The 21,426-nt window shown below is 60.9% G+C and carries 24 protein-coding genes; 8 read left to right on the top strand and 16 right to left on the bottom strand.

Annotated features, from left to right (window positions below):
• The first annotated feature begins 51 nt into the window (after nt 1-51).
• Together ppk2 and ACTRWK_RS10735 are read left to right on the top strand one after the other, a co-directional pair.
• The gene (gene ppk2 / locus ACTRWK_RS10740; protein ID WP_289081120.1) at nt 52-921 is read left to right on the top strand and encodes a polyphosphate kinase 2; all 870 of its coding nucleotides are present in this window, start codon (nt 52-54) and stop codon (nt 919-921) included.
• A complete protein-coding gene (locus ACTRWK_RS10735; protein ID WP_005853462.1) occupies nt 914-1,531 on the top strand; it encodes a TetR/AcrR family transcriptional regulator in 618 nt (205 codons plus the stop codon). The genes ppk2 and ACTRWK_RS10735 overlap by 8 nt, the downstream gene beginning before the upstream one ends.
• Here the strand turns inward: ACTRWK_RS10735 and ACTRWK_RS10730 are convergent.
• The 4 genes from ACTRWK_RS10730 to ACTRWK_RS10715 all read right to left on the bottom strand — a co-directional run bounded on the left by ACTRWK_RS10730 (nt 1,528) and on the right by ACTRWK_RS10715 (nt 5,252).
• Nucleotides 1,528-2,517: an LLM class flavin-dependent oxidoreductase gene (locus ACTRWK_RS10730; protein ID WP_289081121.1), complete on the bottom strand. Its 990-nt coding sequence runs from the start codon at nt 2,515-2,517 to the stop codon at nt 1,528-1,530. The two genes, ACTRWK_RS10735 and ACTRWK_RS10730, sit on opposite strands and share 4 nt — an antisense overlap.
• A gap of 177 nt (nt 2,518-2,694) precedes the next feature.
• Nucleotides 2,695-3,195: a 30S ribosomal protein S9 gene (gene rpsI, locus ACTRWK_RS10725; protein WP_005853459.1), complete on the bottom strand. Its 501-nt coding sequence runs from the start codon at nt 3,193-3,195 to the stop codon at nt 2,695-2,697.
• A gap of 2 nt (nt 3,196-3,197) precedes the next feature.
• Nucleotides 3,198-3,659 carry a 50S ribosomal protein L13 gene (gene rplM / locus ACTRWK_RS10720; protein WP_005853457.1) on the bottom strand — a complete coding sequence of 154 codons (462 nt, stop codon included), beginning with the start codon at nt 3,657-3,659 and terminating at the stop codon, nt 3,198-3,200.
• Nucleotides 3,660-3,821: 162 nt separating this feature from the next.
• Entirely contained in the window at nt 3,822-5,252 is a 1,431-nt protein-coding gene (locus ACTRWK_RS10715; RefSeq protein ID WP_005853455.1) for an aminotransferase-like domain-containing protein, read from the bottom strand.
• 98 nt (nt 5,253-5,350) lie between these two features.
• Between ACTRWK_RS10715 and ACTRWK_RS10710 the strand changes: the two genes are divergently transcribed.
• Nucleotides 5,351-5,581, top strand: coding sequence for a DUF1127 domain-containing protein (locus ACTRWK_RS10710; RefSeq protein ID WP_005853453.1), 231 nt, complete (start codon nt 5,351-5,353; stop codon nt 5,579-5,581).
• 87 nt (nt 5,582-5,668) lie between these two features.
• On the opposite strand, the gene ACTRWK_RS10705 is transcribed toward ACTRWK_RS10710, so the two are convergent.
• Complete coding sequence (locus tag ACTRWK_RS10705) at nt 5,669-6,088, bottom strand: PaaI family thioesterase (RefSeq protein WP_005853451.1); 420 nt, start codon at nt 6,086-6,088, stop codon at nt 5,669-5,671.
• A gap of 63 nt (nt 6,089-6,151) precedes the next feature.
• Here ACTRWK_RS10705 and ACTRWK_RS10700 point away from each other — a divergent pair, with 63 nt between their 5' ends.
• The 3 genes from ACTRWK_RS10700 to gluQRS all read left to right on the top strand — a co-directional run bounded on the left by ACTRWK_RS10700 (nt 6,152) and on the right by gluQRS (nt 9,415).
• Entirely contained in the window at nt 6,152-6,931 is a 780-nt protein-coding gene (locus ACTRWK_RS10700; protein ID WP_009824570.1) for an enoyl-CoA hydratase, read from the top strand.
• 298 nt (nt 6,932-7,229) lie between these two features.
• Nucleotides 7,230-8,582 carry a methylenetetrahydrofolate--tRNA-(uracil(54)-C(5))-methyltransferase (FADH(2)-oxidizing) TrmFO gene (trmFO, locus tag ACTRWK_RS10695; RefSeq protein WP_289081122.1) on the top strand — a complete coding sequence of 451 codons (1,353 nt, stop codon included), beginning with the start codon at nt 7,230-7,232 and terminating at the stop codon, nt 8,580-8,582.
• Nucleotides 8,579-9,415 carry a tRNA glutamyl-Q(34) synthetase GluQRS gene (gene gluQRS / locus ACTRWK_RS10690; RefSeq protein WP_289081123.1) on the top strand — a complete coding sequence of 279 codons (837 nt, stop codon included), beginning with the start codon at nt 8,579-8,581 and terminating at the stop codon, nt 9,413-9,415. Before trmFO ends, gluQRS begins: the two co-directional genes overlap by 4 nt.
• Before the next feature lie 3 nt (nt 9,416-9,418).
• Here the strand turns inward: gluQRS and hisI are convergent, their stop codons facing one another.
• A complete protein-coding gene (gene hisI / locus ACTRWK_RS10685) occupies nt 9,419-9,784 on the bottom strand; it encodes a phosphoribosyl-AMP cyclohydrolase (RefSeq protein ID WP_289081124.1) in 366 nt (121 codons plus the stop codon).
• A gap of 75 nt (nt 9,785-9,859) precedes the next feature.
• On the opposite strand from hisI, the gene ACTRWK_RS10680 reads away from it, so the two are divergent.
• Complete coding sequence (locus ACTRWK_RS10680) at nt 9,860-10,315, top strand: iron-sulfur cluster assembly scaffold protein (protein ID WP_289081125.1); 456 nt, start codon at nt 9,860-9,862, stop codon at nt 10,313-10,315.
• Between the two features lie 267 nt (nt 10,316-10,582).
• Here ACTRWK_RS10680 and ACTRWK_RS10675 read toward each other — a convergent pair whose 3' ends face one another.
• From ACTRWK_RS10675 to sciP, 5 genes are all read right to left on the bottom strand, one after another.
• On the bottom strand, nt 10,583-10,711 hold the full coding sequence (locus ACTRWK_RS10675) for a hypothetical protein (protein ID WP_005853439.1): 129 nt from the start codon (nt 10,709-10,711) through the stop codon (nt 10,583-10,585).
• 98 nt (nt 10,712-10,809) lie between these two features.
• Nucleotides 10,810-12,900 carry an ATP-dependent DNA helicase RecG gene (recG, locus tag ACTRWK_RS10670; RefSeq protein ID WP_289081126.1) on the bottom strand — a complete coding sequence of 697 codons (2,091 nt, stop codon included), beginning with the start codon at nt 12,898-12,900 and terminating at the stop codon, nt 10,810-10,812.
• The gene (gene ligA, locus ACTRWK_RS10665; RefSeq protein ID WP_289081127.1) at nt 12,897-15,017 is read right to left on the bottom strand and encodes an NAD-dependent DNA ligase LigA; all 2,121 of its coding nucleotides are present in this window, start codon (nt 15,015-15,017) and stop codon (nt 12,897-12,899) included. Before ligA ends, recG begins: the two co-directional genes overlap by 4 nt.
• Nucleotides 15,018-15,102: 85 nt before the next feature.
• Complete coding sequence (ctrA, locus tag ACTRWK_RS10660) at nt 15,103-15,822, bottom strand: response regulator transcription factor CtrA (RefSeq protein WP_005853432.1); 720 nt, start codon at nt 15,820-15,822, stop codon at nt 15,103-15,105.
• Nucleotides 15,823-15,919: 97 nt separating this feature from the next.
• Nucleotides 15,920-16,198 carry a CtrA inhibitor SciP gene (gene sciP / locus ACTRWK_RS10655; RefSeq protein WP_037944233.1) on the bottom strand — a complete coding sequence of 93 codons (279 nt, stop codon included), beginning with the start codon at nt 16,196-16,198 and terminating at the stop codon, nt 15,920-15,922.
• A 168-nt stretch (nt 16,199-16,366) separates the two neighbouring features.
• Here sciP and mnmA point away from each other — a divergent pair, with 168 nt between their 5' ends.
• Nucleotides 16,367-17,509, top strand: coding sequence for a tRNA 2-thiouridine(34) synthase MnmA (gene mnmA / locus ACTRWK_RS10650; RefSeq protein WP_005853429.1), 1,143 nt, complete (start codon nt 16,367-16,369; stop codon nt 17,507-17,509).
• 113 nt (nt 17,510-17,622) lie between these two features.
• Here mnmA and lpxB read toward each other — a convergent pair whose 3' ends face one another.
• From lpxB to ACTRWK_RS10625, 5 genes are all read right to left on the bottom strand, one after another.
• On the bottom strand, nt 17,623-18,774 hold the full coding sequence (lpxB, locus tag ACTRWK_RS10645) for a lipid-A-disaccharide synthase (RefSeq protein ID WP_037945017.1): 1,152 nt from the start codon (nt 18,772-18,774) through the stop codon (nt 17,623-17,625).
• A complete protein-coding gene (locus tag ACTRWK_RS10640; RefSeq protein ID WP_037944232.1) occupies nt 18,771-19,562 on the bottom strand; it encodes an LpxI family protein in 792 nt (263 codons plus the stop codon). Before ACTRWK_RS10640 ends, lpxB begins: the two co-directional genes overlap by 4 nt.
• A complete protein-coding gene (gene lpxA / locus ACTRWK_RS10635) occupies nt 19,562-20,344 on the bottom strand; it encodes an acyl-ACP--UDP-N-acetylglucosamine O-acyltransferase (protein WP_005853423.1) in 783 nt (260 codons plus the stop codon). Before lpxA ends, ACTRWK_RS10640 begins: the two co-directional genes overlap by 1 nt.
• A complete protein-coding gene (gene fabZ, locus ACTRWK_RS10630; RefSeq protein ID WP_005853421.1) occupies nt 20,344-20,802 on the bottom strand; it encodes a 3-hydroxyacyl-ACP dehydratase FabZ in 459 nt (152 codons plus the stop codon). The genes lpxA and fabZ overlap by 1 nt, the downstream gene beginning before the upstream one ends.
• Nucleotides 20,803-20,870: 68 nt before the next feature.
• Nucleotides 20,871-21,422 (bottom strand): OmpH/Skp family outer membrane protein, encoded by a 552-nt coding sequence (locus ACTRWK_RS10625; protein WP_132996636.1) that lies wholly within the window; start codon nt 21,420-21,422, stop codon nt 20,871-20,873.
• Nucleotides 21,423-21,426: the final 4 nt, after the last annotated feature.

Raw genomic sequence — 21,426 nt, 5'->3', positions numbered from 1 at the left:
GGGCAGAACTCTCCATAAGTTAGGGTGAACAGGATATTTGAGGAGGCCCCCATGGACCTGCCCTTTGACGGTGCGATCAGCGCCTATTTCGAAAACGACGCGCCCGCGCCCATCAACAAGGCGATCAAACGCGCCGATAAGGACGATATCCTGAGCGACAGCTACCCCCATTCCGAACGTCTGGGGCGCAAGCAATATGACCGCGAGATGGATCGGCTCCAGATCGAACTGGTCAAGCTGCAAGCATGGGCGCGCGACACCGGCACGCGGATCGCGATGATCTTTGAAGGCCGCGACGCTGCGGGCAAAGGCGGCACCATCTCGCGCTTCCGTCAGAACCTGAACCAGCGTTCCGCCCATGTGGTGGCCCTGCCCAAACCCACCGAAACCGAAGCTGGTCAGTGGTATTTTCAACGCTATATCAAGCATTTGCCGACCGCTGGTGACATGGTGTTCTTTGATCGCAGCTGGTATAATCGCGGCGTCGTCGAGCCGGTTTTCGGCTTTTGCACCGAGGCCGAGCGTGAAGCCTTCTTCGATCAGGTGGTCCCGCTGGAAAAGATGCTGGTGGACGACGGGCTGCACCTGTTCAAATTCTGGCTCAACGTAGGCCGGGGCGAACAGCTGCGGCGGATGCTCGCGCGCGAAGGCGACCCGCTGAAGCAATGGAAGCTCAGCATCATCGATGTCAAAGGGCTGGCGAAATGGGACGCCTATAGCGCCGCGATCAAGGACACCCTGCAGCGGTCCCACACGCCGCAGACCCCGTGGACGGTGATCCGCTCTGACGATAAACGTCGCGCGCGGCTGGCAGCGATCCGGACCGTGCTCCACGCGTTTGACTATACAGGCAAAGATACCAAGGCGATCGGCGCGATTGATGACCAGATTTGCGGCGGGCCGGATATCTGGGATGCCTAAACGCGGCTATCACCACGGCAACCTGCGACAGGCGCTGATCGACGGCGCGCTCAAACTGATCGAGGATCGCGGCCCCACGGGGTTCACCCTGTCAGAGGCGGCGAAACAGGCGGGTGTTACCCCCGCAGCCGTCTATCGGCATTTCGAAGGCCGCGAAGACCTGATCGCCGAAGGCGCATTGCAAGGCTATGATATTTTTGCCGAATTGATGGAAGCCGCGTATCAATCCGGCCAACCTTCCGCGCTCAAGGCGTTCGAGGCGACGGGCCGCGCCTATCTTGCTTTCGCCCGCGATTATCCGGGCCATTACATCGCGATGTTCGAAAGCGGTATTTCCGTCAACCGCACCCCCGATCTGGCTGCCGCTGCGGCGCGGGCCAATGGGGTGCTGGAACAGGCCGCAAGCGATCTCAGCCAGCATATCCCGTTGGAAAAACGCCCGCCCGCCTCGATGTTCTCGGCCCATATCTGGGCGCTGAGCCACGGGGTGGTTGAACTCTTCGCGCGCAATTCCCCCGGCAGGGCCTCGCCGTTTCCCGCAGATGATCTGCTGGAAAGCGGCATCGGCATCTACCTGCGCGGCCTTGGTCTGGTGGGACCGGACGACTAGGCGGCAATCTCCGCCAGGGCCTGCGCCGCGATCTCGAAGGATTTGACCCGCGCGTCGTGGTCGTGGATCTGCCCTGTCAGGATCAATTCATCCGGTTGATATGTCTCAATCATCTGCGACAGTTGCCGCGCGACGCGCTCGGGGCTGCCCACGGCAGTGACCCGCAAGGCCTGATCGACGGCCTGACGCATCTGCACGCCAACTTCGGCATCAATATCGCGCACCGGACGCGGCAGCTTGCCCGGTTTGCCGGTGCGCAACCGCACAAAAGCCTGCTGCATGGAGGTCCGAAGGTAGGCCCCCTCTTCATCGGTATCCGCCGCGAAAACATTCGCCGCCAACATGAAATGCGGTTTCTCCCACTGCGCCGAGGGTTTGAAATCGCGACGGTAAATCGCCACGGCGTCTTCCAACGCATCGGGGGCGAAATGCGAGGCAAAGGCATAGGGCAGCCCGAAATGCGCCGCCAGCTGCGCGCCATAAAGCGAAGAGCCCAATATCCACACCGGCACATGGGTGCCCTGCCCCGGATGCGCCATCACACGCGCCCCCGCAGGGGCCTCGCCAAGATAGCCGATCAGCTCGCCCACATCTTCGGGGAAACGGTCGCCCCCTTGCATCCCGCGCCGCAAGGCGTGGTACACGGCCTGATCCCCACCGGGCGCGCGGCCAAGGCCCAGATCAATCCGGTCTCCGTGAATCGTGGCAAGCGTGCCGAACTGCTCTGCAATCGCCAGCGGCGCGTGGTTCGGCAACATGATGCCCCCCGCGCCCACACGGATGCGAGAGGTGTGATCCGCCACATGCCCGATCAACACCGATGTCGCGGCAGAGGCGATCCCCGGCATGTTGTGATGCTCTGCCATCCAGTAGCGATAATATCCCGCCGCTTCGGTCCGCTTTGCCAGATCAATCGTATTCGCAATGGCCTGGCGGGCATCTGACCCTTCGGGCACGGGGGAAAGATCAAGGACTGAATATCGCATGGGGCGGCTCCGTTTTTAACGCATCCTTTACCTAAGCACGCGGTCTGGAAAACAAAACCACCCCGCCGGCTTCATTTTGCGAAATAAACTCTCCCCGAAGGGCCGGCTGGCCTCAGGCGCATATGAAAAAGGCCGCCCCGGCAGGAGCGGCCTTTTCCAAAAACTGTAAAGTAAAGCTTAACGCTTGGAGAACTGGAAGCTCTTACGCGCTTTCGCACGACCGTACTTCTTACGCTCAACAACGCGGCTGTCGCGTGTCAGGAAGCCTGCCGCTTTCAGCGCGCCGCGCAGGGAGGGATCGTAGAGCTGCAGTGCTTTGGAAACACCGTGCTTCACCGCGCCCGCCTGACCGGACAGACCGCCACCTTTCACAGTTGCAACAACGTCGAACTGACCGTCGGTGCCTGTGATGGTGAATGGCTGTGCCAGGATCATCTGCAGAACGGGGCGTGCAAAATATTCGTTTTGCGCTTTGCCGTTTACGATGACTTTACCGGAACCTGGTTTGATCCAGACGCGGGCAACCGCATCTTTACGCTTACCGGTTGCATAGGCGCGGCCTTGCGCGTCACGCACGGGCTCGCGTGGGGTCATTTCAACTTCTGTCCCCTGAACGCCACCGATGTTCTCGGTTACGGCCGCTTCGAGGCCTTCGAGTGTTTTGATTTCATCAGCCATGCTTATGCACTCCGCGTGTTTTTAGAGTTCATGGATTTCACGTCCAGAACCTCGGGGCTTTGCGCCTCGTGGGGGTGTTCGGAACCGGCGTAAACGCGCAGGTTGGTCATGATCTGGCGGCTCAGGCGGTTGCCGGGCAGCATGCGCTTGACCGCTTGGGTCACAACACGCTCGGGGTGCGCACCTTCAAGGATCTGAGCTTTGGTACGCTCTTTGATCCCGCCGGGGTGGCCAGTGTGCCAGTAGAAGTTTTCTTCGCGCTTCTTGCCGGTCATCTGGATTTTCTCGGCATTGATCACGATGACGTTGTCGCCGCAATCCATGTGAGGTGTGTAGGAAGGCTTGTGCTTGCCGCGCAGACGCATGGCAATGATCGACGCAAGACGGCCAAGGACGACGCCTTCAGCGTCGACGATGATCCATTTCTTGTCGATATCTGCCGGTGTTGCAGAAAAGGTTTTCATGGAGGGAATTCCCGTTACTTTGGTGAAAGGGTCCGAAACCGAACCCCGCTATCTGATGGCTGGGTTATAAACACGCCCTTCGCCACGTCAAGCGCCACATTCCCTATTTTTTCTCACAAAAACAATATCTTGCAAATTAGGTATTATTATACCCCACAAAAATCACACACTCAACTGCTCGGGTGGAGAGTCCAGCAGATGTCGCAGGCGCATGATCGCATCCTCAAAACTGTGTAGCGCCACGCCTGCGTTGATCGCAAGCCGCACTGCATGGGGCGCGCGGGCATCGCGGCAGACAAATTCCTCGGCCGAGCGGATTTGAACACCCTGCCCTTCAGCCGCCTGACAGAACGCACCCGCCCGCCAGCCAACCGGCAGGCTCAGCCACAAAAACGGTACGTTGGTGCGCCACGCCACATCATACCCGCCCAGTATATTCACCGCGCTTTGGACATAGGCGTTAAAGCCCTGACGCGTGCCCTCGGCGATGGCGTCGATATCCGGATGCACCAGCAGCTTGGCACAAAGGTCTATCAACGGGGTTGCAAGGCCGAAGCAATTGTACTCGGCCACGCGACGCAGATCGGGTGTGCGCTGGCGCGGGCCGATGGCGAAGCCGATGCGCAGCGCAGGCGTCAGAGTCTTGGCCAGCGAAGAGACATACCAGCCGCGTTCGGGGGCAAGCATCCGGTAGGTCGGTGCACGCTCTACGCGCATGCGATAACAATCGTCCTCGACAATTTGAAAGTCATGTTTGCGCGCCACCTCGACCAGCGCCTCGCGGCGCGCCACAGGTGTGAAGCCTGCGGTCGGGTTATGGACTTCGGGCGAGGTGCAGAAAATCTGAAGATCATGGTTCCGCGCCACCTCGTCCAGCGCTTCGGGGATCACGCCGTCTTTATCCATCGCCACCGGAATGACATCGGCGCGCAGCAGCTCGCCCGCGCGGCGGAAACCGGGGTACGACAGCTCTTCAATCGCGATGGCGGGGCGTCGGCCTTGCAGGATGGACTGGAACACGAGAGACAGACCATTTTGCCCGCCGTGAGACAGGATCACATCGGCTTCGGTAAAGGATCCCAGCGGCGTGCCGGCCAGCCATTTGACCACGGCTTCGCGGGCGGGGCGCGCCCCGGTGCGGCTGGGATAATGCATCACACCTGACGCCGGATCCTGAGCGACCTCGGCCATCAGATTGCGGATCAGCGTCGCCTGCCCCGCCGATGGAAGGTGCGGCGAGAACATGTTCACGGCATAGGTGTCCGCGGGGTAATTCTTTGTCCCTTGATGCACGTGGTGGGCGATCACATCCATCTCGATCGGGCTGTTGCGATCGGGGGTCGTGGGCGGCAGCGCGACAAAGGTGCCGCGCCCGACCTCGGCCTGCAACGTGCCGCTTTCGGTCAGCATCGTATAGGCCCGTGCCACAGTCCCCGGCGTGACGCCCAGCTTCCATGCCAGTTCCCGCACCGGCGGCAGTTTTTCCCCCGCCGATAAAGCACCGTTCGAGATACCGTTTCGTATCATTGTAACAACGGCTTTGTATTTAGGGCCAGGCCCGTCAATTTGATCAGGTTGCCAAATTGTACCCATTACAATGTTTTCCTTTTCAAAATGTATCGCATTTTGTACCCCTTTGTTACGGCAAAACGTAACATTGTGTCAATACAATTCAGAAATAGGAGATTCTCATGACACAGACCCTGACCCTCAACCACGAAACTGTGGCAATCCTGAACCAGCGCAGCACACCGTTTGCCGCTGTTCTTGCGGTCAAATTTGCGGTCTGCGTCACGAAGATGGCATCGCGTCGCCGGACACGCAAAGCGCTCGCACAGCTTGAGCCTTGGCAGTTGGCAGACGTGGGACTCACACCGCGACAGGCTCATGATGAGTCTATTCGGGTGTTCTGGAAGGCGTAACGTCCCTGTGGCGCAGTCCAGACCTCTTCACTCGGGCCGGTAAATACCGGCCCTTTTTTCGATTGTACCTGTCAGTGTGGGGTACAATCAGCGTGGCGGAATGGCATAGGTCAGCGATGCCCGCGCGACAGGGTCGTCCAGCCCTTCGGAATAGACCAGCACATCACAAATCGACAGAAGTTTGCCAAGCTTGAGCAACCGCGTCTTGGCGATCAGATCGGTGTTGGCCGCGGGCTTGCGCATGAAATCGATCGAACAGTTTGTGGTCACCGCCAGCGCCTTGGGCCCGATTCGCGCCAAGGTCATCAGATAGGCGCTGACATCGGCCAGCGCGAAGATCGACGGGCCGGACACGGTGCCACCGGGGCGCAGGTGCCGGTCCGCGGTGAGCAAACGTGTGGTCAGATCCGTCTCTCCGACATGGTCGATGGCGAAATCATCGGCGACCTGCTTGAACACGTCTTTCATAAAAACCGCGAGCGCGTCGGCATCCATCATAATTGGCATACTTGTCCTCCCTCATATGTCGCGGCTAGGCTCAGGGAAAAGCGGGAGGGGTTCAAGATGACAATGGTCGAAATGGCATGTGACGGTGCGGTAGTCCGGTTGACGATGAACGCGCCGGACCGGTTGAACGCGCTGTCGGACGAGATGCTGGCCGCGTTGCAGGCGCGTCTGGACGAGATTGCGCATCGTCCCGATATACGGGTCGTCATCCTTGCCGGGGCGGGCAAGGCGTTCTGCGCCGGCCATGATCTGAAGCAGATGACGGCGTTGCGCGACGCCAAGGATGGGGGTGTCGCCGGCTTCCAAGACCTGTTCGAACGCTGCGCCCGTCTGATGGCGCGCATCCAGTCCCTGCCCCAGCCCGTGATCGCGCAGGTCCACGGCATCGCTACGGCCGCGGGATGTCAGCTGGTCGCGACCTGCGATCTTGCGGTCGCGGCCGAGGATACGCGCTTTGGCGTGAACGGGGTGAATATCGGCCTGTTTTGCTCGACCCCGATGGTCGCGCTCAGCCGCAATATCCCGCGCAAACAGGCGTTCGAGATGCTGACCACGGGCGAGTTTATCGATGCAGCCCGCGCCCGCGAGCTGGGGTTGATCAACCGCATCGCCCCACCAGACGAGCTTGCGACGCAGACGACAGCGCTGGCCCAGCAGATCGCGGACAAGCTGGGCACAGCGGTCAAGATAGGCAAACAGGCCTTCTATGCGCAGCTCGCCATGCCGGTCGCGCAAGCTTATGTCTACACGGGCGACGTGATGGTGGAAAACATGCTCAACCCCGACACGGCCGAGGGCATCGCGGCCTTCCTGGAAAAACGCACCCCTGAGTGGGATCAGTAAGCCGGAAACAGACTGTTTCCGATGGTGCCTCACAGATCACGAATTCGTGCTTTCAATTCGGGCGCTTTTGTGGCACAAATAAGACAAGGCAGATGCCTTGATGATTTTGGGTCGCCGCCGGCGGAAGGTCCCTCCAGGTCAGCCTCTCACTGACCGACCGTTCCCGCAGCGGCGACCCCAAAAAACCCCCTTCCCATTCAGTTGATGTGTTTGACAGCCCAATGGGCGGCGGGCACGCGTTTCGCGACAGGCACCGCTGGCTATTGCACCGCGCCAGCCCCTGCCCTACATCGCTGGCATGACACATACACTCCATATCATCGGCGGCGGCATGGCCGGATCAGAGGCCGCCTGGCAGGCGGCGAACGCGGGCATTCAGGTTGTGCTCCATGAAATGCGGCCCAAGGTCGGCACCTTCGCGCATCAGACGGGGCTGCTGGGGGAAATGGTCTGCTCCAACTCCTTCCGCTCGGATGATAACGAACAGAACGCCGTGGGCCTGCTGCATTGGGAGATGCGTGCCGCCAACGGGCTGATCATGGCAACCGCCGAGAAACACCGCCTGCCCGCCGGCGGTGCCTTGGCGGTGGACCGTGATCCCTTCGCGCAATCGGTGACAGACGCGCTGATGGCGCACCCGAATATCTCTGTCGAATATGGCGAGATCACCGATCTGCCGCGCGAGGGTCACTGGATCATCGCGACCGGCCCGCTGACCTCGGGCGATCTGGCGCAGTCCATTGCCGCCGAAACCGGTGCCGAGGCACTGGCCTTTTTCGACGCGATCGCGCCGATCATCTACCATGACAGCATCGATATGAGCAAAGCGTGGATGCAATCGCGCTATGACAAGGGCGAGACCGAGGAAGAGCGTACCGCCTACCTCAACTGCCCGATGACCAAGGATCAATACGAGGCGTTCATCGACGCGCTGCTGGCCGCGGACAAGACAGAATTCAAGGAAGGCGAGACGGCGGGCTACTTCGACGGCTGCCTCCCGATCGAGGTCATGGCCGAACGCGGGCGCGAAACTCTGCGCTTTGGCCCGATGAAGCCCGTCGGCCTGACCAACCCCCATGATCCCGACAACAAACCCTATGCCGTGGTGCAACTGCGCCGCGATAACAAGTTGGGCACGTTGTATAATATCGTCGGCTTCCAGACAAAGATGAAATACGGGGCCCAGACAGAGGTGCTGCGGATGATTCCGGGGCTTGAAAATGCCTCCTTCGCGCGGCTCGGCGGTATCCACCGCAATACCTTCCTGAACTCGCCCACGCTGTTGGACGATCAGATGCGTCTGCGCAGCCAGCCGAACGTGCGGTTTGCCGGGCAGATCACCGGTGTCGAAGGCTATGTGGAAAGCGCTGCGATGGGGCTGCTTGCCGGGCGTCTGGCCGTGGCCGAGATCAAGGGCGAAGCGGCCACCCCGCCGCCGCCAACCACTGCGACCGGTGCCTTGATCACCCATATCACCGGCGGCGCGGATGCGAAAACCTTCCAGCCGATGAACGTCAACTTTGGCCTGTTCCCACCGGTCGACGGGCTGAAATCTGGCCGTCGCGGCCGCAAGGATCGCTATAAAGCCTACACCGACCGCGCCAAGACAGACTGGCAGGGCTGGTTGGACGGCACCACGCCCGCAGCATGAGTTTTCGCACCCGGTTCGCGCCGTCGCCCACCGGGCCGCTGCATCTGGGTCACGCCTATTCGGCGCTGGTGGCCCATGATATGGCGCGCGCGCAAGGCGGCAGCTTTTTCCTGCGGTTCGAGGACACGGATCTGGAGCGATCAAAGCCCGAATACATGCGCCAAGCGTTGGACGATCTGGCGTGGCTGGGCATCACGTGGGATGCACCGCCTCTGATGCAATCCGAAAACCTTGATGTGTATAATCAAAGTGTTGAGGCGCTTTCTTCACGTGGATTGACCTATCCCTGCCGTTGTAGCCGCAAAGATATTGCCGCCGCACTCGCCGCGCCGCAGGAAGGGGCACCGCACAGCGTCTATCCGCAGACCTGCAAAACGCGCAGTATGGACGACCGCGGACCGAATGACGCCATCCGCCTGCATATGGACCGCGCGCTTGCGCAGGCGTCAGACGGGTTGGGCTTTGTCGAGGACGGACCGCTACACACCGGCCCGCATCCCCTTGATCACGCAGCCCTTTTGACGAAGATCGGTGATATCGTGGTGGGGCGCAAAGACATCCAGACCGCCGCCTACTTCCTTGCCTCTGCCATCGACGATATCCGCGAGGGGATCACCCATGTGGTGCGCGGCGTGGACCTGTTTGACTTCACTCAGGTGCAAGTGTTGCTGCTGGATCTGCTGGGCCACAAACCCCCGCGCTATTTCCACCACGATCTGATCCGTGATGAAAATGGCAAACGGCTGGCCAAACGCGATGACGCGCGCGCAATCTCCTTGTACCGGAGAGAAGGCGCGTCACCACAAGATATACGTGCAATGATAGGGCTTTAGCGCCTATTCATCATGCATTACGTCAAGCGTGATACGTTCGGCACCATCCTCGACCAGCGTGTAAAAGCAGCTTCGCCGTCCCGTGTGACAGGCCGCCCCCGTCTGGTTCACCTTCACCAGCAGGCAATCGCGGTCACAGTCGATGCGCAGCTCGACCAGCTCTTGCACGTGGCCGCTGGTTTCGCCCTTGATCCAGAACGACTGACGAGAGCGGCTCCAATAGGTGACGCGGCCGGTTTCCAGCGTTTGGGTGACGGCCTGCGCGTTCATCCACGCCATCATCAACACCTCGCCCGTGGTCGCATCCTGCGCAATCGCGGGGATCAGCCCTGCTTCGTTGAATTTCAATGTGCTGGTGTCAAAGTCCATCGCCGTGCCTTCAGTTTGTTTTTGCATCATCCGCGTGAAGGCTTATGTAAGGGTTAACGACACAGAGGAACAGCCATGAGTGACGAGACAGACCTGATCAAGCTATACTCGGCGCGGATTTTGGGGCTTGCGGCTGACATCCCGCATCTGGGGCGTTTGGAAAATCCCGATGCCAGCGTCACGCGGCGCTCGCCCCTATGTGGGTCCACCGTCACGGTCGATGTCGTGGTCGAAGATGGCAAGCTGGCGCAGATGGGTCAGGATGTGAAGGCCTGCGCCTTGGGTCAGGCTTCTGCCGCTGTGGCCGGTGCGGCGGCAGTTGGTGCCACGTTGGATCAGATCCAGACGGCGCGGGATCAGTTGAAAGCGATGTTGAAAGGCCAAGGCCCCGTGCCCGACGCCCCCTTTGACGGGTTCGAGGTGTTAACCCCCGCGGTGGCCTACAAAAACCGTCATGCGTCCATCCTGCTGACGATAGAGGCTTTGGCCGAAGCGATGGAACGGACCCAAGAGGTTGCGCAAAACGGCTAGGCCCGTTCCGCTGCGATTTGTGCAAATAGCGCCGCGGCAGCGATGCCTCCAGCGGCGAACGCCCCCCGCGAACGCCTGCAAAAAAACGCCGCACATCCGGGCAGGATGGCGGCGTAAGGGTGCGGTGACCGTGAAGGCTCGTTTTGATCCGTGACAGAGGGGACAACTCGGGCACAGGGACGAAGGTATTGCGGACTTCGCCAACGCATAGAGTTTGGGACAGATGCGCGGGCTAGATCAAAACAACACGGTTTACGCAGGCAGAAGTCAAACGAAGGCGGGAAGGTGCAGACCGACCACGAGGATGACAACCAAGGCAGCCGCCCCTGCGGCATCTTGCAACAGCGTGTCTTTCGACCGTTTGGCAATGGCTTTGACTGTAAGGATCGTGGTCATGTGCGTTCTCCCGTTTTCGTTGCCTATTTGTTCTCATTTTCAAGCCCCTGTGTAAAGAACTTTATGAGAACAAAAGAGAACAAAATGGGATTAAATTGCTAACCCACTGATATCAAACGGATCGCTTCGTCCTGGCGCATCAGCCACAACAGCAACCGGGCGGCTTTGCCGCGCGGGGTGGTCAGATCAGGGTCCACAGCCAGCAAGGCGCGCGCATCCGATTGGGCGACCTGCATCAAAGCCGCCTGTTTCTCCAGATCCGCCACCCGAAACCGCGGTACGCCGGATTGCGCCGTGCCGATCAGATCACCGGTCCCGCGCATCTTCAGGTCCGTCTCGGCGATCACAAACCCATCCTCGCTTTCGCGCAAAACCTCCAGCCGTTGGCGGCCGCTTTCGCTGAGCGGGGCTTGATACATCAGCAAGCAGGTAGAGGCCGCCTGCCCCCGTCCCACGCGCCCGCGCAGCTGGTGCAGCTGTGCCAGCCCGAAGCTTTCGGCGCGCTCGATCACGATGATGCTGGCGTTCGGCACGTCGACGCCCACCTCGATCACCGTGGTGGCGACCAGCAGCTTGGTCTGCCCTTGCTGAAAGGCACGCATGGCCGCGTCTTTATCGGCGGGCGGCATCTGCCCATGGACCAGCCCGACCACGCCTTCGCCCAATGCCGCACGCAGGTGTTTGAACCGCGCTTCTGCGGCGATTAGATCGCTGACCTCGCTTTCTTCGACCAGCGGGCACACCCAATAGCATTGCCGCCCTTCGCTGATGGCGGCGCGCAAACGGGTTACGACCTCCTCCATCCGGTCGGTGGCAATCAGGGCGGTGCGGATGGGTTTGCGCCCGGGCGGCTTTTCATCCAGCACAGACACGTCCATATCGCCATATTGCGCAAGGGCCAGCGACCGCGGGATCGGCGTCGCGGTCATGACCAAAACATCGACGGCCTGCCCTTTTTTGCCAAGCTCAAGCCGCTGGCGCACCCCAAAACGGTGCTGTTCATCCACCACCGCAAGGCGCAGATCGCCAAAGGCGACATCGGCCTGAAACACCGCATGGGTGCCCACAAGGATCTGGATCGCGCCGCTTTCCAGCGCGCTCAGCTTGGCGCGCCGTTCGGGCCCTTTGTCGCGTCCGGTCAAAAGCTCAAGCACCACACCCGCTTGTTCGGCCAGGGGGCGCAAGCCTTCAAGATGTTGACGCGCCAGGATTTCTGTCGGGGCCATCAGCACGCCCTGCCCGCCTGCCTCGACCGCCCGCAACAATGCCATGAAGGCGACCAGCGTTTTGCCCGCGCCCACATCCCCCTGCAGCAAGCGGTTCATCCGCGCCCCGCTGGCCATGTCCTTTGCAATCTCGGCGATGGCGCGGGTCTGTGCACCGGTGGGCGCGTAGGGCAATGCGCCAAGCACGCGCTGCTGCAGGTGGCCATCCCCAACCGTCTTGCGCCCCGCCTTCCGCCGGTCCTTGGCGCGCGCAAGGGCAAGCGTCAGTTGATGGGCGAGCAATTCATCATAGGCCAGCCGCGCCCGCGCTGGCACCGCGGCAGAAAGGTCAGCCATGTCGTTCGGGGCATGCGCCTGTTGCAGCGCATCTGGAAAGTCTGGCCAGTTCTCTTGGTTTTTCTGATTGGGATCAATCCATTCGCCGACCTCTGGCACCCGCGACAATGCGGCCCGCGTGGCCTTATACATCAGCTTTTGCGTGATCCCGCTGGTCAGCGGATAGACCGGTTCAAACGTCGGAATATCGCCCGCCTCGGCCTCGGGCACGACGAAATCCGGGTGCACCATCTGGGGGATGCCGTCAAAGAGCTCTACCCGCCCCGACACCACGCGCCGTGACCCTTCGGGCATCTGTCGTTTCCAATAATCCCCGCGCGCGTGAAAGAAGACCACCTGAAAGGCGGTGGCGCTGTCTTCGACATGAATACGGTAGGCCCCGCCCTTGTTTGCAGGGGCCCGATGCGCGCCAACGGTGACCGCCACGGTAACAGTGGCGGGCAGGATCGCATCCTTCACACTGGGCTGCAGCCGTCGGTCGATGCCGGAATACGGCAGCGTAAACAACAGGTCCCGCGGGGCCATCACCCCAAGCTGGGCAAAGTTCTGCGCGGTCTTCGGCCCGACCCCTTCCAGCGTTTCGAGCTTGGCAAAGAGGGGGAAAAGCGCCTCGGGCCGGCCCGTCATGCGCCGTCGATCAGCGCAAGCCAGCCGTCCTCGTCCAATGTCTGAATGCCCAGATCCGCCGCTTTCTTGGCCTTGGAGCCAGCCCCCGGCCCCGCGACCAGAATATCGGTTTTCGCACTGACCGAGCCAGAGACCTTGGCACCCAAACGTTCGGCGCGCGCCTTCGCCTCGGCGCGGGTCATTTTTTCAAGCGTACCGGTGAAGACCACGGTTTTTCCCGCCACGGGGGACCCTTCGGTATCAGGGCGCGCCACATCCTGCACCGACAGTTCCGTTACCAGCCGGTCGATCGAGGCACGTTCGGCCTCTTGGGCAAAGGTGCTTACCAAGCTTTGCGCCATGACCTGACCGATGCCGTCCACACCGATCAGATCGTCCCAGGCGGGGCCAACCCCGGATTTTGCATGGCCCATTGCAGCCTCGAACGCGGTCCAGCTGCCGTAATGCTGCGCGATCAGGTTCGACGCCGCTTCGCCAACATGGCGGATGCCAAGCGCAAAAATCAGCCGCGACAGGGGAATTTTGCGTTTATCCTCAATGGCCTGAAACAGTTTATCGGCAGATTTCTCGCCCCAGCCCTCGCGGTTCTTGAGCTGCTGCATGCCGCTGCCATATCGCGCCTTTAGCGTGAAGATATCCGCCGGTTCCGCGATCCAGCCATCGGCATAGAATTGCTCGACCTGTTTCGCGCCCAGACCGTCAATATCAAAAGCCGCGCGTGATACGAAATGTTTCAGCTTTTCAACCGCTTGGGCAGGACAGATCAAACCCCCCGTACAGCGACGCACCGCGTCACCTTCCTCGCGGATGGCGTCGCTGCCACATTCCGGGCATGTCGTTGGATAGACATAGGCTCTAGCGTCCTCGGGTCGCTTGCCAAGGTCCACATCCGCGATCTTGGGGATCACGTCCCCCGCACGGTAGACCTGCACCCAGTCGCCGACGCGGATATCCTTGCCGTCGCGGATACGGGCCCCCTTACTGTCGAGCCCTTTGATATAATCCTCGTTATGGAGCGTCGCATTCGAGACAACGACGCCCCCCACGGTCACCGGCTTCAACCGCGCCACCGGCGACAGCGCGCCGGTGCGGCCGACCTGAATGGTGATATCCTCCAGCCGGGTCCAGGCTAGTTCTGCAGGGAATTTATGCGCAATTGCCCAACGGGGGGTGGTTGAGCGAAAGCCAAGCCGGTCTTGCAACGCCAGATCGTTCACCTTGTAGACGACGCCGTCGATATCATAGCCAAGCGTCGCGCGTTGCTCTTCGATCTTACGGTAATGCGCGATCATCTCTTGCGGACCATCGCAGAGCGTCGTCAACGGGTTGGTGTCAAACCCGAATGCCTTAAGCCGCTCTATCGCTTGAAACTGCGTTTCGGCCAGAGGCGCGGACAAGGCCCCCCAGGCATAGGCGAAAAACGCCAGCGGCCGTGCGCGGGTAATCTCGGGATCCAGCTGGCGCAAGGATCCGGCGGCGGCGTTGCGCGGATTAGCAAAGGTCTTGCCGCCATTGGCCGTCTGTCGGGCGTTCAGCGCATCAAAATCGTCGTGGCGCATATAGACTTCGCCTCGCACCTCAAGCAGCGCCGGTGCGCCCTCGATCCGCGTCGGAATGGTATCAATCGTGCGCGCATTGGCGGTGACGTTTTCCCCGACGGCACCATCCCCACGGGTCGCGGCCTGCACCAGATCCCCGTTTTCATAGCGCAGCGACAGCGACAGCCCGTCAATCTTGGGCTCTGCGGTGAAGGCCAGCGGCGTGCCGCTTGGCAGCCCCAGATATTTGCGGATGCGCGCATCGAAATCGACAACATCCTCATCCTCGAAGGCATTGCCCAAGGACAGCATCGCCACGTCATGCCGGACCTTGCCGAACCCTTCCGCCGGGGCGGCACCGACCTTGTCGCTGGGGCTATCAGCGCGTTTGAGGCCGGGAAACCGTTCCTCGATCGCCTGATTGCGACGTTTCAGGCGATCATATTCCGCGTCTGACAGGTCGGGCGCGTCCTGCGTGTGATAGGCCGCATTCGCCCGCCCCAACAGGTCAGCCAACCGCGCCAATTCGGCTTTGGCCTCCTCTTCGGAAAGCTCCTGAAGTGCGGTTTTATCAGTCACGGTAAGCCCCAGCCTGCTGTTTCAACTGGGGTCTAGATACGCAGGGAACTCCCCCGCGTCTAGAATATTTCCCTTGCCTTTGTGGCTAGCCGCCGACGGCCAATCTTTCCTGTTCGGGGTAGCCCATGGTGGCCGGATCGCGCAGTACATAGCCCCGGCCCCAGACCGTCTCGATGTAATTCTCGCCACCCGTGGCATTGCTAAGCTTTTTACGCAATTTGCAGATGAAAACATCGATAATCTTGAGCTCGGGTTCATCCATGCCGCCGTAAAGATGGTTCAGGAACATCTCTTTCGTCAGGGTCGACCCTTTGCGCAGGCTCAGCAGTTCGAACATCTGGTATTCCTTTCCGGTCAGATGCACGGGCTTATCCCCCACGGTCACCGACTTGGCGTCCAGATTGACCGACACGCGCCCGACGTTGATCACCGATTGCGAATGGCCCTTGGACCGCCGGATGATCGCATGGATCCGCGCCACCAGTTCTTCGCGGTGGAAAGGTTTGGTCAGATAGTCATCAGCACCAAAGCCGAACCCCTTGATCTTGTTTTCTGTGTCGTCAGAGCCGGAGAGGATCAGGATCGGCGTCTGGATCTTGCTCAGCCGTAATTGGCGCAAGACGTCATGCCCGTTCATATCCGGCAGATCCAGATCCAGCAGGATCAGATCGTAGTCATAGAGCTTTGCCAGATCGATGCCCTCTTCCCCCAAATCGGTGGTATAGGTGTTCAGATTGGCATGGGTCAGCATCAGTTCGATGCTTTTGGAGGTGGTTGGGTCATCTTCGACCAACAGTATTCGCATGTGTCTCACTCCGCTCAAATGGATTTGGTATAAAAGGCACCGTGAACAAAATAGTTTAACCACTCGTTAATAGTGCTCAACTTGTTAGGCGAGCAACTTAAAGTTGTCTATACTTTTGTAGCGCTGTGGCCCGCAAAGCCGCCTCCCCATGTTCAGAGACAGCGCGCACCCATTCGACAAATTCCGCCCGCCCCACACCATAGCGTTCTTCCGCATCCGCCTCAGTGATCAGCCCGTATAACACACCGCGCACCACCGCAGCCTTGCGCGATGCGACCCACCGGCGGGTATTGCGATCCGGCAGATCCGCAAGGCTAAAGCTGGACCCGTCGGGCAGGGTAACCGCCCTGGGTCGTTCGACCTTTTTCAAATACACTCGTTTTCCCCTTTTCACCCCTTACACATAAGACGCGCGCCCACTGTTCACGGCCCGTTCTTGATCCGGTGCAGGCTAGGTCGCCGCATGTTAACGACCCGTGAAGTCGCCCCTTGAGAGTACCGCTAATTTTCCTATATTAAGCCTCAAACCTCCCGGAGTATTCTCATGCCGCTTGATCGCACCCCGCCGCTCAATTCGTTGGGCTTTGCCAAAGCACCTGCCGACACCCGCGTCGTTGTGGCGATGTCGGGCGGTGTCGACAGTTCCGTGGTCGCCGCCATGCTGGCCGAGGAAGGCTATGACGTCGTCGGCGTCACCCTGCAGCTCTACGACCACGGTGCGGCACTGGCGCGCAAAGGGGCCTGCTGTGCGGGCATCGATATCCATGACGCGCGGCGTGTCGCGGAATCCATGGGGTTCCCGCATTACGTTTTGGATTATGAAAACGTGTTCAAGGACGCCGTGATTGACGAATTCGCCGATAGCTATCTGGGCGGGGCCACGCCCGTTCCCTGCATCCGCTGCAACGAACGGGTGAAGTTCAAGGATCTGCTGGAAACGGCCAAGGATCTGGATGCCGATTGCATGGCGACCGGTCACTATATCCAACGCAAGATGGGTCCCGACGGGGCCGAACTGCATTGCGCCGCCGATGCCAATCGTGATCAAAGCTACTTTCTGTTCTCGACCACGCCCGAACAGTTGGACTATCTGCGTTTCCCCCTTGGCCACCTGCCGTCAAAAAACGACACGCGGGCGCTGGCGGCGAAATACGGGCTGAGCGTGGCGGACAAGCCCGACAGTCAGGATATCTGCTTTGTTCCGAATGGCGACTACGCCTCGGTGATCCGCAAACTGCGCCCCGAAGCCGCCAACCCCGGCAATATCGTCGACACCGACGGCAATGTGCTGGCGCAGCATGACGGGGTGATCAACTACACCATCGGGCAGCGCCGTGGCCTTGGCATCGGCGGCTTGGCCGACCCGCTTTATGTGGTGAAACTTGATGCGGATAATGCGCAGGTCGTCGTGGGGCCGAAATCAATGCTGGCCACCCGAACCGTGCCCGTGAAAGAGATTAACTGGCTTGGTGACACCCCGCTCATGTCGCAAAGCGAATGGCCCATTGCTGTGCGCGTACGCTCTACCCGCCCTCCGACAGACGCGATCCTGCGTCCGATCTCGGATACCGAAGCCACGGTAGAGCTGCTCACCCCCGAGGAAGGGATCTCGCCGGGTCAGGCTTGCGTCTTCTACGACCCCGAAAGCACCCGCATCTTCGGCGGCGGCTGGATCCACAAAGGCTAACCCCTTCCAAATGGTTTAAAATCCCGAGGAGTTTGAGGGGCAGCGCCCCTCATATGGGGTCGTGAGTTTGAGGGGCAGCGCCCCTCATTTTACTCTATGGCCAGTCTCTAGACCTATAGCTTTGCCAATACCGCCCGCGCCGCGCGCAGGCCCGGGCTCTCGCCCCCCTTGCCGAGCCTCTCCATCGTCAGCGCCATCGCGTCCTTTTGATCCTCGGGATGCGCAAAAACATGCGCCAAACCGCCAGCGATCTTATCGGCGGTGCAATCGGGGCCCAGAAACTCCGGCACGACGCGGGTGTCGGACACAAGGTTCACCAAAGTCACCGTATCAATCAGCGCCATCGCTTTGATCAGACGGAAGCTGAGCCAGTTCATCCGGTAGGCGATCACCATCGGCAGCGATGCGGCGGCCAGTTCCAGCGACACCGTGCCAGAGGCCGCAAGTGCCACGTCCGCGGCGGCAAAAGCCGCCCGTTTCATCGCGGCACCTTCCTCCCTGCTGCCCGCACGCGGGTCCAGCACGATGGGGCGCACCGTCCAGCCCTGGGTCTGCGCAATCACCGCGTCTGCCACAGGACCAGCGGCGGGAATGACCACGCGCAGATCAGGATGTGTCCGGGCAAAACGGGCCACCGCATCGCCGAACACATCCGACAGACGCGCCACCTCTGACCGCCGCGATCCGGGCAGGACGAGCATCAGGGGGGCATCCCCGATCTCATGCGCTTGACGAAAGGCAGCGGCTTCGCGGTGTGTGGCGATCTTCTCTCCGACTACGGGATGGCCGACGAAATCGCAGGCCATGCCCTCGGCCTCCATCAGGGGCGGCTCGAAGGGGAAAAGCGCAAGCACATGATCGATATACCGCGCCATCTTTTTCGCGCGCCCGGGACGCCAGGCCCAGACCGTGGGCGCGACGTAATGAACCGTGCGAATATCCGACGCCGCCTTGACCCGCTTGGCCACGCGGAGCGAGAAATCGGGGCTGTCGATGGTGATCATCACATCGGGCCTTGCTTCAATCACGGCCTGCGCCGTCTCGTTGATCCGCGCCATCAAGGATTTGTATTTCGGCAGGATCTCGGCGATGCCCATGACAGACAGTTCGGACATATCAAAACGGCTGGTCAGCCCTTCGGCGGCCATATCCGTCCCGCCGATCCCGTCAAAGGTGATGTCGGAGCGCAGGGATTTCAGCCCTGCCATCAGCGCGCCCCCCAAACGGTCGCCCGAAGGTTCGCCCGCGATGATGAACACCTTCATGTCGCGGCCCTTGCCCATAGCACGAGGTAAAATTCATCCGCCAAGGCGACGCAGGCGTCTGGCTCCAGCAGAATGACAGACCCCGCCTCGATCACGACACCCGCCAGCCCTGCCGCATGGGCGCGGCGCAGGGTGTCGGGCCCGATGGTGGGCATATCGACAAGATGGCTTTGGCCCGGCTTCGGACCTTTAAACAGCACCGCGCTGGCCGCGCGCGCACGATCAGGCAGGGTCGACAGCAGGTGATCCGTGCCGCCAATCGCCTCGACCCCCATGACCTGCCCTTGCCCGACGACGCAGCATTGCCCCACATCCATCGGCGCAAGGCAGCGCACCAAGGCAGCACCGCGCGCGGCGTCATCGCGCATCTGCGCATCCGGCTGACGCTGGCTGAACACGCCTTCGGCCGCCATCAAGTCGGGCGCGAGGTCATGCGCGGCAACGACGGTCAGCCCCGCTGTCTGGAAAATATCGACCAAGGCGCGCAGGGCACCGTCGTCCCCCGCGGCAAGGGCTTTCTGGAAGACCGGCACCAAGGGCAGCGTTGCCGCATCCAGCTTGGACGGATCGAAGGACGGCCGTGCCACGGCACCGCAGAAACACACATGCGTCACGCCGCGCGCGGTCAGCTCGGCCAGCAAGGTGCCAAGCGTTTCAAGGCGGAACACCAGATCAGGCTCCAGCCCGACCGGTGTCGTCCCCTCGTAGGCGCAGATCAAAGGCGCATCGGCCAGCGCGCCGGCCACCCGTTGAGGCAGTCCGCCGCCCCCTGCGATCAGCGCCAGCATCAACCCGGTGTCAGAAAGTGACGGCCCGTGTCGGCCAGCACGAAGTCGACGATCTCGCGGACGTAGTCGCTGCCGGTTTCCTCGCCCAAACGGCGGGCGCGGTCGTGGAATGTCCCCTCTCCCTGCGCCAGCATCTGGAACGCCGCGCGAAGGGCCGTGATGTCGGCACGGGTGACACCGCGACGCTTGAGCCCGACGAGGTTAAGCCCGTCCAAGACCCCTCGGGGCGCTTGCACCAGACCGTAGGGGATCACGTCATTTGTTACCATCGTCACAGCGCCGATGATGGCCCCGCGACCGATGCGCACGAATTGATGGATACCGGCCAGCCCGCCGATCAGAACATCGTCTTCAATGATGCAGTGGCCCGCGACGGCGGCATTGTTCACCACAATCACCCGGTCGCCAAGAATGGCGTCATGGGCGATGTGACAGCCCGCCATAAACAGCCCGTCATCGCCGATCCTGGTCACGCCGCCACCGCCTTCGGTGCCGCCGTTCATGGTGACATGTTCGCGGATACGGTTGCGCTTCCCGATCTCAAGGCGGCTGGATTCCCCTTTGAACTTAAGGTCTTGGGGGATTTCACCGATCACCGCGAAGGAAAAGATCACCGTGCCTTCGCCGACTTCGGTGTCGCCGGTGACGATGGCGTGGGACTTCACCTCAACGTTGTCATGCAGCACGACCCGAGGGCCGATGACGCAGAACGGGCCGACCTTGGCAGAGGCCGCGATCTGCGCCCCTTCCTCGATCACGGCGCTTGGGTGGATGTTGCCCATCAGGACAGGTCCATCATCGCAGTAAATTCAACCTCGGCCGCCATTTCACCCTCGACCGACGCGACGCCGCCAAATTTCCAGACTTTGCCGCCGGGTTTGCCGCGCAGGGTGTTCAGCTCCATCCGGACGACGTCACCAGGAACGACCTTGCGGCGGAATTTGCATTTGTCGATGGCCATGAAATAGACCTTCATGTCCTTATCCGCCATTTCCAGCGTGACACCAACCATCACCGCAGCGGTCTGCGCCATCGCCTCTACGATGGTGACGCCGGGCATAATCGGCATGCCGGGGAAATGCCCCTGAAAATGCGGTTCGTTCATCGTGACATTCTTAATCCCGACAGCGCTTTGCGTGCCCTGAATATCGACCACTTTATCGACCAGCAAAAAGGGATAGCGGTGCGGAATGATCCGCTGGATCATCTGGATATCGGCACTTGGCAGGGTGTCAGTCATTGCATGTCCTGTCTGTTAAAAGCTGTATGCTGGCTACCAATTCTGGCCGCCATGGGCAAGCGGGGGGATCAGTTCTTGCCGCTGCCGACCGACGCATCAAGCCGCTCTATGGCTTCGTCGGTGATGTCGATGGCGTTGGCGCTGACGAAGACCGACCGGCGTTCAAGGATCACGGCCGCCCCGGCTTCACGCATCATCTGTTCCAACACAGGGCCCGCAGCGGCCAGAAACACCTGGCGCTCTTTCTCGACCAATTCGTTCAACGCCCGCCCCTTTGCCGCTTGCGCCGCGCGGGTTTTCTGCACCTTTTCGTCAAAGGCATCCGCCAGCCCGCTAAAGGCTTCGGGGCTGAGCTTGCTGCGCTGATCGGTGAGCTTGCGCTCCTCGGCCTTCAAATCCGCTTCAATCAGGCGGTTTTCGGCAGATATTTCAGCGCTTTGGGTTTCCACGTCATCCGCCACCCGCAGACCAAAGGCGCTTTCATTGAACACACGATCTGAATCGATGGTCAGGATCGGGCTTTGCACCACCCGCCGTTCAGACTGCTGTTGTGCAAAAACCGGCACCGCCGCAAGGGGCAGTACCGGCAGAAGGCAAATCAAGAGTGCCCGCAGTTTCATAACG

The sequence above is a fragment of the Sulfitobacter sp. G5_S2_6_S6 genome, assembly GCF_054968505.1.
Note: the sequence above shows the minus strand (reverse complement) of the source record. Positions and strands in the feature narration are given on the sequence as shown.

Coding starts and splice junctions, on each gene's coding strand:
- recG (WP_289081126.1), bottom strand. CDS start 12,900: ATGACGGGCCGGCCCGAGGCGCTTTTCCCCCTCTTTGCCAAGCTCGAA.
- rpsI (WP_005853459.1), bottom strand. CDS start 3,195: ATGGCTGATGAAATCAAAACACTCGAAGGCCTCGAAGCGGCCGTAACC.
- fabZ (WP_005853421.1), bottom strand. CDS start 20,802: ATGACTGACACCCTGCCAAGTGCCGATATCCAGATGATCCAGCGGATC.
- ACTRWK_RS10680 (WP_289081125.1), top strand. CDS start 9,860: ATGAGTGACGAGACAGACCTGATCAAGCTATACTCGGCGCGGATTTTG.
- ACTRWK_RS10715 (WP_005853455.1), bottom strand. CDS start 5,252: ATGGGTACAATTTGGCAACCTGATCAAATTGACGGGCCTGGCCCTAAA.
- hisI (WP_289081124.1), bottom strand. CDS start 9,784: ATGGACTTTGACACCAGCACATTGAAATTCAACGAAGCAGGGCTGATC.
- gluQRS (WP_289081123.1), top strand. CDS start 8,579: ATGAGTTTTCGCACCCGGTTCGCGCCGTCGCCCACCGGGCCGCTGCAT.
- ACTRWK_RS10640 (WP_037944232.1), bottom strand. CDS start 19,562: ATGCTGGCGCTGATCGCAGGGGGCGGCGGACTGCCTCAACGGGTGGCC.
- rplM (WP_005853457.1), bottom strand. CDS start 3,659: ATGAAAACCTTTTCTGCAACACCGGCAGATATCGACAAGAAATGGATC.
- ACTRWK_RS10730 (WP_289081121.1), bottom strand. CDS start 2,517: ATGCGATATTCAGTCCTTGATCTTTCCCCCGTGCCCGAAGGGTCAGAT.
- lpxB (WP_037945017.1), bottom strand. CDS start 18,774: ATGAAGGTGTTCATCATCGCGGGCGAACCTTCGGGCGACCGTTTGGGG.
- ppk2 (WP_289081120.1), top strand. CDS start 52: ATGGACCTGCCCTTTGACGGTGCGATCAGCGCCTATTTCGAAAACGAC.
- ACTRWK_RS10675 (WP_005853439.1), bottom strand. CDS start 10,711: ATGACCACGATCCTTACAGTCAAAGCCATTGCCAAACGGTCGAAAGAC.
- ACTRWK_RS10735 (WP_005853462.1), top strand. CDS start 914: ATGCCTAAACGCGGCTATCACCACGGCAACCTGCGACAGGCGCTGATC.
- ACTRWK_RS10700 (WP_009824570.1), top strand. CDS start 6,152: ATGGTCGAAATGGCATGTGACGGTGCGGTAGTCCGGTTGACGATGAAC.
- lpxA (WP_005853423.1), bottom strand. CDS start 20,344: ATGGGCAACATCCACCCAAGCGCCGTGATCGAGGAAGGGGCGCAGATC.
- ctrA (WP_005853432.1), bottom strand. CDS start 15,822: ATGCGAATACTGTTGGTCGAAGATGACCCAACCACCTCCAAAAGCATC.
- ACTRWK_RS10705 (WP_005853451.1), bottom strand. CDS start 6,088: ATGCCAATTATGATGGATGCCGACGCGCTCGCGGTTTTTATGAAAGAC.
- mnmA (WP_005853429.1), top strand. CDS start 16,367: ATGCCGCTTGATCGCACCCCGCCGCTCAATTCGTTGGGCTTTGCCAAA.
- trmFO (WP_289081122.1), top strand. CDS start 7,230: ATGACACATACACTCCATATCATCGGCGGCGGCATGGCCGGATCAGAG.
- ACTRWK_RS10625 (WP_132996636.1), bottom strand. CDS start 21,422: ATGAAACTGCGGGCACTCTTGATTTGCCTTCTGCCGGTACTGCCCCTT.
- ACTRWK_RS10710 (WP_005853453.1), top strand. CDS start 5,351: ATGACACAGACCCTGACCCTCAACCACGAAACTGTGGCAATCCTGAAC.